The sequence below is a fragment of the Pandoraea terrigena genome, assembly GCF_902459705.1.
GTDB classification, from domain to species: domain Bacteria; phylum Pseudomonadota; class Gammaproteobacteria; order Burkholderiales; family Burkholderiaceae; genus Pandoraea; species Pandoraea terrigena.
The window spans coordinates 110479-123804 of sequence record NZ_CABPRU010000003.1 but is presented as its reverse complement, the minus strand read 5'-3'; the positions used below and the strand labels follow the sequence as shown (position 1 = coordinate 123804).

11 protein-coding genes and 1 other RNA gene are annotated in these 13326 nt (G+C 63.3%); 8 read left to right on the top strand and 4 right to left on the bottom strand.

Annotated features, from left to right (window positions below):
• The first annotated feature begins 19 nt into the window (after positions 1-19).
• Positions 20-739, top strand: coding sequence for a C40 family peptidase (locus PTE31013_RS08160; protein WP_150612323.1), 720 nt, complete (start codon positions 20-22; stop codon positions 737-739).
• Between the two features lie 115 nt (positions 740-854).
• Here PTE31013_RS08160 and PTE31013_RS08155 read toward each other — a convergent pair whose 3' ends face one another.
• On the bottom strand, positions 855-1796 hold the full coding sequence (locus PTE31013_RS08155; protein WP_150612322.1) for a patatin-like phospholipase family protein: 942 nt from the start codon (positions 1794-1796) through the stop codon (positions 855-857).
• Between the two features lie 605 nt (positions 1797-2401).
• On the opposite strand from PTE31013_RS08155, the gene PTE31013_RS08150 reads away from it, so the two are divergent.
• Entirely contained in the window at positions 2402-3457 is a 1056-nt protein-coding gene (locus tag PTE31013_RS08150) for an extracellular solute-binding protein (protein WP_150612321.1), read from the top strand.
• Positions 3458-3599: 142 nt separating this feature from the next.
• On the opposite strand, the gene PTE31013_RS08145 is transcribed toward PTE31013_RS08150, so the two are convergent.
• The 3 genes from PTE31013_RS08145 to trxA all read right to left on the bottom strand — a co-directional run bounded on the left by PTE31013_RS08145 (position 3600) and on the right by trxA (position 6617).
• Positions 3600-4601, bottom strand: a complete 1002-nt coding sequence (locus PTE31013_RS08145; RefSeq protein ID WP_174978488.1) for a tetratricopeptide repeat protein — start codon at positions 4599-4601, stop codon at positions 3600-3602.
• A 233-nt stretch (positions 4602-4834) separates the two neighbouring features.
• On the bottom strand, positions 4835-6097 hold the full coding sequence (gene rho / locus PTE31013_RS08140; RefSeq protein ID WP_039374656.1) for a transcription termination factor Rho: 1263 nt from the start codon (positions 6095-6097) through the stop codon (positions 4835-4837).
• Positions 6098-6290: 193 nt separating this feature from the next.
• The gene (gene trxA, locus PTE31013_RS08135) at positions 6291-6617 is read right to left on the bottom strand and encodes a thioredoxin TrxA (RefSeq protein WP_150612319.1); all 327 of its coding nucleotides are present in this window, start codon (positions 6615-6617) and stop codon (positions 6291-6293) included.
• A 293-nt stretch (positions 6618-6910) separates the two neighbouring features.
• On the opposite strand from trxA, the gene ffs reads away from it, so the two are divergent.
• The 6 genes from ffs to PTE31013_RS08105 all read left to right on the top strand — a co-directional run bounded on the left by ffs (position 6911) and on the right by PTE31013_RS08105 (position 13325).
• An RNA gene (gene ffs, locus PTE31013_RS08130) (signal recognition particle sRNA small type) lies at positions 6911-7009 on the top strand.
• Between the two features lie 322 nt (positions 7010-7331).
• Positions 7332-9284 (top strand): DNA polymerase III subunit gamma/tau, encoded by a 1953-nt coding sequence (gene dnaX, locus PTE31013_RS08125; protein WP_150612318.1) that lies wholly within the window; start codon positions 7332-7334, stop codon positions 9282-9284.
• 164 nt (positions 9285-9448) lie between these two features.
• The gene (locus PTE31013_RS08120; RefSeq protein WP_010807314.1) at positions 9449-9775 is read left to right on the top strand and encodes a YbaB/EbfC family nucleoid-associated protein; all 327 of its coding nucleotides are present in this window, start codon (positions 9449-9451) and stop codon (positions 9773-9775) included.
• A gap of 35 nt (positions 9776-9810) precedes the next feature.
• A complete protein-coding gene (gene recR, locus PTE31013_RS08115; protein ID WP_150612317.1) occupies positions 9811-10407 on the top strand; it encodes a recombination mediator RecR in 597 nt (198 codons plus the stop codon).
• Between the two features lie 249 nt (positions 10408-10656).
• Positions 10657-12015, top strand: a complete 1359-nt coding sequence (locus tag PTE31013_RS08110; RefSeq protein ID WP_150612316.1) for a sigma-54 dependent transcriptional regulator — start codon at positions 10657-10659, stop codon at positions 12013-12015.
• 752 nt (positions 12016-12767) lie between these two features.
• Positions 12768-13325, top strand: coding sequence for a hypothetical protein (locus PTE31013_RS08105; RefSeq protein ID WP_150612315.1), 558 nt, complete (start codon positions 12768-12770; stop codon positions 13323-13325).
• Position 13326: the final 1 nt, after the last annotated feature.

The window sequence follows — 13326 nt, the reverse complement described above, 5'->3', positions numbered from 1 at the left end:
ACACTCACACCGGCGACTAATGCAGACGACCCCTCCGCGCATCCGCAAGACACTCCTTCTCGCGTTCACTGCCGCCGGCCTCGTCACCGCCTCGTTGACGGCGCAGGCAGACGACTACAACAACGGCCCGACCGCCGCCGCACGTGCGGCCGCCGCCACCCTTCAGGCGGGCGGCTCTTTCAGCGCTGCCCAGAATGTTGCCGCGAACGTCGCAACGTCGGCCGTGCCCGACGCGGCCCCGCAGGCACCGGTTGAAGAATCGCGGGTGCAACGCGCGCAGAAGCTGCTCTCGAATGTGACCGACAAGGCCTCGGACGTGGTACTGGGCGCGCTGAACTACATCGGCGTTCGCTACAAATACGGGGGCAACACGCCGGATAGCGGTCTCGATTGCAGCGGTTTCGTGCGTTATGTATTCCAGGACACGCTCAACTTCATGCTGCCGCGCCGCGCGGAAGAGATGAGCCAGGTGGGCGAGCGCATCGCCAAGACCGATCTGAAGCCGGGCGATCTGGTGTTCTTCAATACCATGCGTCGCAGCTTCTCGCACGTCGGCATCTACATTGGCGGCGACAAGTTCGTGCATGCGCCGGCCACTGGCGGCAAGATTCGCGTGGAGGATCTGCGTGAATCGTACTGGTCGGCCCGCTACAACGGCGCGCGCCGCGTCGAAACGCTCAAGGCCAGCGCTGAACTGACGCGCGTCGAGCAACTCTTCAAGAACGACCACCCGATGTAAGCGTTCGATGTCCGCGGCGTTGGCGGATATCGAGACAGCAGAACGAAATGCCGCCCAGTGGGCGGCATTTCGTTTTTCAGGGGCGGTTGCGGCGGCAGGCCCGGCGCTGCCTCGATCAGCGCGAGGCTTGAGACGTGCCTCGCGTGGCTTCCGTCTGCGCTTCGGCCAGCTTGCGCTGGATTTGCGGCCACATCGCGGCAACCGCTTCTTCACCTGCCAGGATGGCGCGATTACGGCCCTGGAAGTCCGAGGCGCCCATCTTTGCCAGCGACGGACGAATCACCACGTCCGCATTCTTCTCCAGTTCGTACTGCTTGATCGACTGACCCATGATCGTGAACGTCTGCATGAGGATGTCGAACTGGCCTTGCGTTGCCTGTGCGGTCGGGTTGGCTGAAATGTCGACGGCAATCACGAAGTCGGCGCCCATCTGGCGGGCGTATTCGGCGGGCACCGGCGCGACCAGGCCGCCGTCGACATAATCGCGCGTGCCGATATGCACAGGCTCGAACACGCCTGGCACGCTGCTCGACGCCCGCACGGCCTGCCCGGTATTGCCGCGGCGGAACAGGATCGGCGCGCCGCTCTGCAAATCGGTGGCCACGATGCCCAACTGGCGCGGCATCTGCTCGATCGGACGATCCTTGATGATCTTGTTGACGTAAGACTGCAGGGCTTCGCCGCGCAGCATGCCGCGCGCGCGGAACGGCATCGTCCAGTCGCTAATCGACGCCTCGTCCATCGTTGACGCCAGACGGTTGAGCTGGAAGCCGTTCAGGCCTGAGGCGTACATCGCGCCAACCACGCTGCCCGCACTGGTGCCGACCACGATGTCCGCGTGAATGCCACGCGCTTCCAGCGCCTTGATGACGCCGACGTGCGCAAACCCGCGCGCCGCGCCGCCGCCCAGCGCGAGGCCGATCTTCAGCGGACGGACGACCTTCGGCGGTGCTACGGGTGCCGACGGTGTTTGCGCGGTCGACGGCAGGGGGTCGATAGGCGCCACCGGCGCGTTGCCCGCCGGGGCGCTTGCGCACCCGGCCAGCACGGCGGCCATGGCAAGCGCGCTCAAGGCCGTGCGGGGCGACGCAGTGCGCCGGAAACGTGCGCCGGCGAGGATGGAGGATAGGGGGCGCAAAAGGGGACGCAAAAGCGTGCGCGATAGAGGGGGCAACAAGGCGGGGTCACCGTGGGCTGTCGGTGTGACAGGGCGGCGTAACGTTCGAATCAACGACAACAAGGGGAAACTCCGGCAGGGCAGGACAAACGCGCGTAGCGCCTTCGGCCATGGAGAAGGCTGGCAACCGACGTGCGTCGACGCACAATTTTACGGCGGTTGGAGCCGCGCAGGCGCAATTCGGTTCACTTTTCGAGGATATCGTAGTGATGCGCGGACCCGGCAGGAACCTTTGGCGGGGTGCCTCGTCTTATCAGCCGCAACACACGGCGGGCGCCAAGTTCGCGTGCCATCCGTCCTCAGGTGCGCCGGCCTTGGCGGTTCGCCGACCTCGCACCCACGTCGTCGCTCCACGGCGCATCCCATCCCGAACGCTTCAGATAATGAATATCGGAAATAACGCGAATGGGAATCATTTGCAACTTTGTGCCTTTTTCATTATCCTGTTCCTCTCTACGAAACCATGACAGCGAGGGGAATGGCCCATGAAGGCGAAGACGATCGGCAAACTGGCGCGACTGACGGTGCTCGGCAGCGTAATGGGGGCGACACTCGGCGCACAGGCCGACACCGGTGGCGTGCTGAACCTGTACTCGGCGCGTCATTACCAGACCGACGAGCAGCTTTTCGGCACGTTCACACGGCAGACCGGCATCAAGATCAACCGGATCGAAGCGGACGACGCTGCGCTGCTCGAGCGTTTGAAGAGCGAGGGGGCGAAGAGTCCGGCGGACGTCATTCTGATGGTCGACGCGGCGCGACTGGCGAAAGCCGACGAGGCGGGGCTGTTCCAGCCGACCCGGTCGGGGACGCTCGACGCACGCATTCCGGCGAAGCTCCACGCCGCGAGCACGAAAGCGGGTACCGACTGGTACGGCTTTTCGACACGGGCACGTGTCATCGTCTACAACAAGGACAAGGTCGACCCCAAGACCGTGCAGACGTACACGTCGCTCGCCGATCCGTCGCACAAGGGGCAAGTCTGCACCCGTTCGGGCTCGCATCCGTACATGCTCTCGCTGGTGGGCGCGCTGATCGTGCGTGAGGGTGCGCCGGCGACGCAGAAATGGGCCGAAGGCATGGTGGCGAACTTCGCACGGGCGCCGCGCGGCGGGGACACCGATCAGATCAAGGCCGTGGCGACGGGCGAGTGCAGCGTGGCGCTGGCGAACTCGTACTACTACGTGCGCATGGCGCGCTCGGAGAAGCCGGAAGACAAGGCGCTGATGGCCAAGGTCGGCTTGATCTGGCCGGATCAGGCAGGCAAGGGCACGCATGTGAATGTGGCGGGGGCGGGCGTTGCCAGACACGCACCGAACCAGGCCAATGCTGTGAAGTTCCTGGAATATCTCGCGAGCGACGAAGCGCAACGATACTTCGCGAACGGCAACAACGAGTGGCCGGCCGTGCCGACGACCCAGGTGGCGAACCCGGCGCTTGCCGCGCTGGGTCAATTCAAAGCGGAAGATGTGCCCATCGGCACTATCGCAAAAAGTCTGCCGGAAGCACAGCGGATTCTCGATCGCGCTGGCTACAAGTAAAGTCACGCGTGACCGCGGGGGCGAGATGCGCCTGTGATCGTTCGTGTTGATGCGGCAAATCAAAAAGGGCATCGGGTGAGTTCCGGTGCCCTTTGTCGTTCTCGGTCGCCAACGGCGAGATCGATGCGCCTGGAGGATTCGCTTAATCGATGTCCTCGCCCGGCTGATACATATGGTATTCGCCCGTGGCATAGACCCCCTTGTAGGGCGCGGGCGACTCCTCGTCGTGATCGACCGGATGCGTCTCGGCGATGCGCAGCGAGTCGCGCACTTGCGGTGGCTCGCATTCCGCGATCAGGCGCAGGGCTTCCGCCGCATCGTCGGCCACCACATCGTAGGTGGTGACGAACTCGGGGGGAGGGCCATCGGGGTCTTCGTCTTCCAGCGGCTCGTACCAGTGACCTTCCACGATCAGATGCATCACCTGTGCCGTATCCGACTGTGCGTCGCGTGCGGCGCGCAGCGCCCAAAGGGCGGTATCGCTCCACTTGTAGAGCTGCACGGCCTCCAGCGCCGACGCGAGCGCCTTTTCGTTATCGCCCGACTGCTTGTACGCCAGCGACAGCTCGGCGAGCACATCGGCCATCGCCACGTTGCTGCCTTCGTCATCGCGCTCGTGCTTGTGCAGCGATTCGTATGTCGCGATGGCGGCGTTCGGCTCACCTTGCGCGTTGAACAGGTGCATGCGCAGCGCGATGGCGTTCTCGATGAAGGCGCGGCCGGCCTGCGCGAGGTGCGGGTTTTCGAGCACACGGTCGAGACGCGTCTGTGCTGACGTGAAATCGCCGTGGCGGGCGAGGGCATTGGCGTGATTGAAGTCGACGATGACGAGGTCTTCGTCCGGCGCGCAGTTGCCGGCGGCTTCGTACGCCTCGATGGCGCCGGGGAAGCGCCCCAGGTCGGAGCGGTAGTTGCCGAGCAGTTGCCAGAGCAACCAGACGCCCGGGGCATGCGCGACACCGGCTTCCAGGATGGCCACCGCCTGTTCCATGTCGTCCATGTCGGCGTAGGCCATCGCCTGTACCTCATAGGCGCCCGAGTACTGCATCGACTCAAGCCGCTTGCCAATCTCCAGCGCCGACTCGGGGTCGCCGGCTTCCAGGTGGGCAAAGGCTTCCGCCATCAAATCGTCTTGCTCGGACATTGCAATCTCTCCTTCGGGAACAGCTTTCGGGGAACGCGTGCCAGCGGCCAGTGCGCGGTGCCGTTCCATCATATAACAGTCGTCGCGGCCGCCCGCGCCGCTGCGGCTACGGCTGGCGGCGCGGCATACACAACGAGGGGTAGGGACGGCAAGGCGGCGGCAGGGCAGCGCAATGAAAAAGCCGCGACACGCGGGTCGCGGCTTTTTCTCGTGATGCGCAGGGAGGGGCGAAATCAGCCGCCGCGGCGCATCAGGTCGAAGAACTCGGCGTTGTTCTTCGTCTGCTTGATCTTGCCAAGCAGGAACTCCATGGCCTCGGCCTCGTCCATATCGTAGATGAGCTTGCGCAGCACCCAGATCTTTTGCAGGATTTCCGGCTTGATGAGGAGCTCTTCGCGACGCGTGCCCGACTTGTTCAGGTTGATCGCCGGGTAGACGCGCTTTTCCGCGAGACGGCGCTCGAGGTGCACTTCCATATTGCCCGTGCCCTTGAATTCTTCGTAGATCACGTCGTCCATGCGGCTGCCGGTTTCGATCAGCGCTGTGGCGATGATCGTAAGCGAGCCGCCTTCTTCGACGTTACGCGCTGCCCCGAAGAAGCGCTTCGGGCGCTGCAGGGCGTTGGCGTCCACGCCGCCGGTGAGCACCTTGCCCGAGGCCGGGATCACGGTGTTGTAAGCGCGGGCCAGACGCGTGATCGAGTCGAGCAGAATGATCACGTCCTGTTTCATTTCGATCAGGCGCTTAGCCTTCTCGATCACCATTTCGGCGACCTGAACGTGACGCGTGGCCGGTTCGTCGAACGTCGAAGCGACCACTTCGCCTTTCACCGAACGCTGCATCTCGGTCACTTCTTCCGGGCGCTCGTCGATGAGCAGCACGAAAAGCTTGGCTTCCGGATGGTTGGTGGCAATCGCGTGAGCGATGTGTTGCAGCATCACCGTCTTGCCTGACTTCGGCGAGGCCACGAGCAGACCGCGCTGGCCCTTGCCGATCGGGGCAATCATGTCGATGATGCGGCCCGTCACGTTCTCTTCACCGCGAATGTCACGCTCGAGCAGCAACGGCTTGTTCGGGTGCAGCGGTGTGAGGTTCTCGAACATGATCTTATGTTTCGAGGCCTCGGGCGGGTGGTCGTTGACCTTGTCGACCTTCACCAGCGCGAAATAGCGCTCGCCGTCCTTCGGCGTGCGCACTTCCCCTTCGATCGTGTCGCCGGTATGCAGGTTGAAGCGGCGGATCTGCGACGGGCTGATATAGATATCGTCCGTGCTGGCCAGATACGACGTCTCAGGCGAGCGCAGGAAACCGAAGCCATCCGGCAGCACCTCGAGCGTACCGTCGCCATAGATGGTCTCGCCGGTTTTTGCGCGCTTCTTCAGAATGGCGAACATCAGCTCCTGCTTGCGAAGGCGGTTCGCGTTCTCGATCTCGAGACCGTTCGCCATTTCAAGCAGTTCGGAGACGTGCTGGGACTTTAGTTCGGATAAATGCATACGGAGGTGCCGTCCGTCGGACGACAAGTGAAGGATCAGGGAAAAGTGAGCGAACGCTCGAAGAACTTTGGGATGCTTGTTGCCGGATTATATAGCAAGCAGCGTCTCGCGCAAGCATTGCGCCGCTTGCCCGGTGCCGGGCTGTCGCACGGCGGCGACAAAGGCCCCGGCACCTGCCGTCATCGGCTCGGGATCACAGATGCTGGTCAAGGAAGGCGGTCAGTTGACCCTTCGCAAGTGCGCCGACCTTCTGGCCCGCGACGGCGCCGTTCTTGAACAGGATCAGCGTCGGGATGCCGCGAATGCCGAACTTGGCCGGCGTGGCCTGATTGTCGTCCACGTTCATCTTGGCGACTTGCACCTTGTCGCCGTATTCCTTCGCCACGTCCTCCAGGATCGGGGCGATCATCTTGCACGGACCGCACCATTCCGCCCAGAAGTCGAGAAGCACCGGCTTGTCGGAATTCAAAACGTCCGCATCGAAGGTGGCATCGGAAATGTGCTTGATTTGTTCGCTCATGAGTATTGTTGCCTCGTCTGACTATTCGGAAACGTCCGGCGAAAACAGCGCGCTTTCACCGACGCCGGAGATGTCACCCGGCTTTTCCGGGCGTGCATTCTCCATATGGAGGCTGCAATTGCGTGCTTCAATAGCGTTCGCCAATGCAGTTTGTGACCATCTTAGCGGAAATCGCAAACGCTTGCGCGTAGTGGCTGAGTGCGCCATAAGGTTGCCGCCGCGGCGCTGCCGTGTCTCACAATCTCGCACACCGGGCTTCTGTTGACGCGTCGACTCTGGTAGAATCTTTTCCTGACGGGCCTCCTCGCATGGTGGCGCGGCCAATCTGGTCAGGTCGGGAACGAAGCAGCCACAACCGTTTTCTGCCAGTGCCGAGGGTCAGGCTCGTCACCTACCTCTTTGTTTTATCGACGTTCTTCGCGCGTCCTGCGCAAAATTTTCCCCCGTTTTCATCTCTCGCGTGTCGTTGCGATCTGTCGTTCCCATAGTGAATGGGCATGGTGCCGCCATCGCTCGTCGATGCCGTTTGGCGTTCCCCCCCGAGCCTTGCCAACGCCGCTTCACCGCGTATCGCGTGGGCCGGACGGGCTTGGTAGAATCGCACAACATTTTTTTCTATCGCACCGATAGCCTGCCGTATTTCGCGGGCGGCCGGCGCCCGATCGGGCGTTGACATCGGTGCGGACGCTCAACGCCGAACTGTTACAATTTGGCATGACCTATCAAGTACTCGCGCGCAAATGGCGCCCCAAAGGCTTCTCGACCCTGGTGGGCCAGGAGCACGTCGTGCGTGCGTTGACGCACGCGCTCGAGCAACAGCGTTTGCATCACGCTTACTTGTTTACCGGCACGCGTGGCGTCGGCAAGACAACACTCTCGCGCATTCTGGCGAAGGCGCTCAATTGCGAGACGGGGATAACGGCCGAGCCGTGCGGCGTGTGCAAGGCCTGCCGGGCGATTGACGAAGGGCGCTTCGTCGACTACGTCGAAATGGACGCGGCATCGAATCGCGGCGTCGACGAGATGACGTCGTTGCTCGAAAAGGCCGTCTACGCGCCGGCGGACGCGCGCTTCAAGGTCTACATGATCGACGAAGTGCACATGTTGACGGGGCACGCGTTCAACGCAATGCTCAAGACGCTGGAAGAGCCGCCCGCGCACGTCAAATTCATTCTCGCGACGACCGATCCGCAGAAGATCCCGGTCACTGTGCTCTCGCGCTGCCTGCAATTCAATCTCAAGCAGATGCCTGCCGGGCACATCGTGTCGCATCTCACGACCATCCTCGGCGAGGAAGGGATCGAGAACGAGCCGCAGGCGCTACGACTGCTCGCCAAGGCGGCCGGCGGCAGCATGCGCGACGCGCTGTCGCTCACCGACCAAGCCATCGCCTATGCTGCGGGGCCGCTGACCGAGACGGCCGTGCGCGGCATGCTCGGCGCGATCGATCAGAGCGTGCTCGTGCGCCTGCTCGACGCGCTCAAGGACGAATCGCGTACTGACCTGCTCGCCGTTGCCGACGAAATGGCCGAGCGCAGTTTCTCGTTTGCGGCGGGATTGCAGGATCTCGGCAGTTTGCTGCACAAGATTGCGTTGGCGCAATACGCCCCCCAGGCCGTATCGGACGACTGGCCGGAAGCGGCGGACGTGCGACGCCTGGCCGAAGCGTTGTCGCCGGAAGCGGTCCAGCTGTATTACCAGATTGCCACGCGCGCGCGCGGCGAACTCAGTCTTGCACCGGACGAATACACCGGCTTTTCGATGGCGCTGCTGCGCATGGCCGCGTTTACGCCGTTGCTCGTGGGCGGCGTGCTCGCGGAGCCGCCAACGCCGCAGGCGGCAAGCGCCACGCGGGCACCGGCCACAATCGCCGCGCCGTTGCGCCCGCCGATGGCCGAAACAGGGCGTGCATCGCCCGCATCGGCTTCCCCGGCGGCTTCGGCACCGTCGGTCGCTTCTGCGCCGAGCGCGTCCGCAGCGGGCTCGACATCTGCGTCGCCGGCCGCACAGCCCGAGGCGCGCCGCGCCCCGTCGGCGCGAAGCAGTACGCCGGCCGATGGCACCCCGATGTCGCCTGCCCGTGCTGCGCTCGCCGCCCTGAACGCCGGGCGCAAGGGCACGGCAGGGCGCGCTGCGGCGGGCGCAAGCGCCCATCGCAGCGGCACGACGCGCGCGTCGGACGAGGCGCCGGCTGGTGCCGATCCGGAGCCCGAGCCTGCCGGCTCTGGCGCGGCGGCGCCTGCGGTCGCGCTGCGCGCCTGCGTCTACCGTGAAGCCGATGGCGTTGCGCCCGTTTTTACCGGCGAATGGCCGGCATTGGCCGCCGAACTCCCGGCTCGCGGTCTTGCCCAGCAACTGGCGTTTCAAAGTGAGCTGACCGAAGTCGCAGGCCGTGTGCTGCATTTGGTCGTGCCGCTGCGTCAGTTGGCCGATGCGGCTACCACCGACAAGTTGCGTCAGACGCTGACGGAGCACCTTGGCGCCGAGGTGCAATTGCACGTCGAACTGGGGCAAGTGGGCACGACGGCGGCTTCGCTGGCGGCGCAAGCGGCAGCCGCGCGCCAACACGCGGCCGAACAGGTGATCGCCAACGATCCGCTCGTGCGCGAATTGATCGACGAATTCGACGCCCAGATTCTGCCGGGCAGCGTTCGCCCGTTACAATAAGGCAGTCCGTTGTCGCGAATCGGCGCCGGGTTTTCGAATGGATTCCCCAAACGCGCGTTATACCTACGGTGCCACGCCACGACATGCTGCGTGTACCGTATTCGGTGTGCTTCATGCGGCATACCTTATATGACATACCTCATACGATTTACTCAGGAGTCGACATGCTGAAGGGAAACATCGCGGGTCTGATGAAACAGGCCCAGCAAATGCAGGAAAACATGAAGAAGGCGCAGGAGCAGTTGGCCCAGATCGAAGTCGAGGGTCAGTCGGGCGCCGGTCTGGTCAAGGTCGTGATGACGTGCAAGAACGATGTCCGTCGCGTGACCATCGATCCGAGCCTGCTGGCCGATGACAAGGACATGCTCGAAGACCTCGTGGCAGCGGCGTTCAACGATGCCGTGCGCAAGGCCGAAGCGACCGCGCAGGAAAAGATGGGCGGCCTGACCGCCGGTCTGCCGCTGCCGCCGGGCTTCAAGATGCCGTTCTGAGCGGTTCTCCGCCCGCCTCCATAGAAAGACGACGCATGCCCCAGCTCTCGAGCCTGCAGGAACTCGTCGATGCGCTGCGCGCGTTGCCGGGTGTCGGTCCGAAGTCCGCACAACGCATCGCTTACCACCTGCTGCAACGCGACCGCAAAGGCGCGGTGCGGCTAGGTGAGGCGCTGGTGCATGCCACCGGGCAGATTCGCCATTGCGCGCGCTGCAATACGTTTACCGAAGTCGAGATTTGCGAGACATGTCTCGATCCCGGGCGTGACACGAGCCTGCTGTGCGTGGTGGAAACGCCTGCCGACCAGAACATGCTCGAGCAGACGATGACCTTCAAAGGACTGTATTTCGTACTCATGGGGCATCTCTCGCCGCTCGATGGCGTAGGCCCCGGCGAGATTCATTTCGAGCAACTGATTCGCCGCGCCACCGACGGCGTGGTCAAGGAAGTGGTGCTTGCCACCAACTTCACCAACGAAGGCGAGGCCACGGCACACTATCTCGGGCAGATGCTCAAGGCGCGCGGTTTGCGGGTGAGCCGGCTGGCCAGGGGCGTGCCCGTCGGCGGCGAACTGGAGTATGTGGACGCCGGCACCATCGCGCGCGCCGTGCTCGACCGACATACGCTCTGAGCATGACGCACGCGCATCGCTGCGTATCGACGCGCGTAGGTACTGCTCCTCTCATCCAATCGGATTAGCTGTTATTCGGTATTTCTGCCCACAACCCGGTCTTCTAGACTGAATCTGCCGACTTGATAACCCAACAGCACGGGAATCAATAAGAGCTTTCAAGCGGCGCGGGGCCGAACACCTGTCGCGTAGATCCGGTCAATGACCCAATAACTGCGCACGGGCACTGCTTAGGCGGGGAGTTAAGGTATGGCTAACGATACCGGGCGCACCCTGATTTATGCCTCTCGGAAGCACAATGACGGATTGTTGTCCTTCTTGGGAGAGCACGGTTGGCAAGTCCTGCCGGCCAAGAGCGCCAGTGATGTCAATCGCATTCTGAATCCGGGGACTACCAGCGCAGCACTCATCGACCTGGCGAGCGGTTATAGCGACCGCGAGATGGGCGCCTTCGAGTCCTGCATGCAACCTGCCACGGTCGGCTGGGTGGCGGCGACAAATCCCGAACAACTCACGACGAAATCGATCCGGCGGTTGATTCGCGACTACTGCTTCGATTACGTCAGCGTTCCCTGTACCAACGACCAGCTCGCGCACTCGATCGGTCATGCCTGGGGCATGGCATCGCTCTCGGACGTGCCGATCATCACGCCGCAAGTCGGCGGCGATCAGGAGATGGTGGGAACGTGCGAGGCAATGCAGCAGCTCTTTCGCACCATTCGCAAAGTGGCCAATACCGACGCCCCCGTATTCATCTCGGGTGAGTCGGGCACGGGCAAGGAATTGAGTGCGGTGGCGATCCATGAGCGCTCTTCGCGCGCCAAGGGGCCGTTCGTTGCGATCAATTGCGGGGCGATTCCGCCGCACCTGATGCAATCCGAACTATTCGGCTACGAACGCGGCGCCTTCACCGGCGCCAACGCGCGCAAGATCGGCCGGGTCGAGGCCGCCAATGGTGGCACGCTGCTGCTCGACGAAATCGGCGACCTGCCGATCGAGAGCCAGGCGAGCCTGCTGCGCTTCCTGCAGCAGGGCGCCATCGAGCGTCTTGGCGGCCATGAGGTGATTCCGGTCAATGTGCGCATCATTTCGGCGACGCACGTCGATTTGGAGGAGGCCGTCAAAGAAGGGCGTTTCCGCATGGACCTGTTCCACCGCCTGTGCGTGCTGCGCGTCGACGAGCCACCGCTGCGCGCACGCGGGCAGGATATCGAGATCCTCGCGCACCACATCCTGCAACGCTTCAAGGGCGACAATCATCGCAAGATCCGTGGCTTCACGCAGTGCGCGGTGCAGGCGATGTACGAATACGGCTGGCCGGGCAATGTGCGCGAACTGATCAATCGCGTGCGCCGTGCCATTGTCATGGCTGACGGCCGCATGATTTCGGCCAAGGATCTCGATCTGCTGCCGTGGGTGCCGACCCTCGTGCGCACGCTCGAGGAAATTCGCGCGGAGGCCGAGCGAACGGCCATCGAGCAGGCATTGCTGCGCCATTGTCACCGGCTGACGGACGTGGCGGCAGAGCTGGGTATTTCGCGCATTACCCTGTACCGCCTCATGTGTCGGTACGGAATGCGTGGTGACGAATCGGGCGTGCCGGCCTGATGTCTTCTGGCGAAGAGAGGGCGGCCGTCCTGTGATGAGCAGGGCGGTCGTTTCTTTTTGGGGTCCTGAAGATCGCCACGTCAAGTGGGCCGGATGTGTCGCTGGACACTGTGTTTTCCCCGCCGACCTCTCATTCCGCGACTTCCGCCATCGCCAATAGCGATGGGTGATTCCGGCGATCCTTCCTGAACGTCCCGCGAACCTGTTCCATACGCATTGCGTTGTCGCGCGTTTTGCGAAAATGCGTCGCGCGGCGTCATGCCGGTGGATCGGCGATGCGTCATCCCCTGCATTTTCCCGATATAGCGAAGACACCCGCGCGTGCCGATGCCATGCGTTCGGTCGCCCCCGAAAATGGGCGCGACCAGTCGTCCCGTCGACCGATCAAAGATGAAACATCCACGGCCACGCACCGCGTCGCGCCTTGAGAGGCCATTGGCGACGAGGCTGTGTCGTTATGTCGCAGCAAGACAAAACCGTCGCAATGCTGGCACCGGGAACCCTTGCTAACTGGGCCTCTACTGCATGCGTCGCTGGCAACGCCGATATCGTTCGCAGTTCGGAATGTTTGTGGAATACGTCGGTGATGTGACGCCGGTGGCCTGGCATGGGCCACGTATCAATGCTGAAACGTTTTCGCACGCATAGCCGGGGACGTGCCTGGGCCGAAAAATCCAACGCCAATGTTTTCAATCACTTAAGTCGGGTGGCACGGAAGTCGCTTTATTGACCCGGGCAAGGAGGGCACAGCAATGCGAATTCTCACCACCGACATTCAGTACCGAGTACGACAAGGCGCAGGCGCGCTGGCCGCTGCCATCGCCATGACGTTCGGTCTGTGCGCCACGCCGGCGCAAGCCCACGAGTTCTCGCGCTCGCCGCTCATGCATGTGGCGATGCTGACGGGCTCGATGGTACCGGCATCGTTCTCGATGACGCTGCCGGCGATGCAAGTCTCCGACGCCGACGCCGCCATGGTGGTGCCGGTCGCCGCCCGCACGACGGTGGACGAAGCGCCGGCCATTGCCAGTAACCCCGTCGACACGACCGACGTTGCCAGTGGCACGGACGTCTACGTGACCGGCGTGCCCGTTGCTGCGGCCCGTATCGATGACGAACAACTCGGGAGCCAGCGCGGCCGCAATCTGCAAGGCGGCGCGATGGTCCAGTCACCCGGAATGGCACTCGCCAACGGCGTTACGTTGTGGGACGAACTGCCCGGCGTCGTCACGCCGATGCCGCGTCCGCAACAACTGTCGAGCGGCGTGAACAACGTCCAGGTGACGCGTGTGACCTACTCCACGCGGTGAA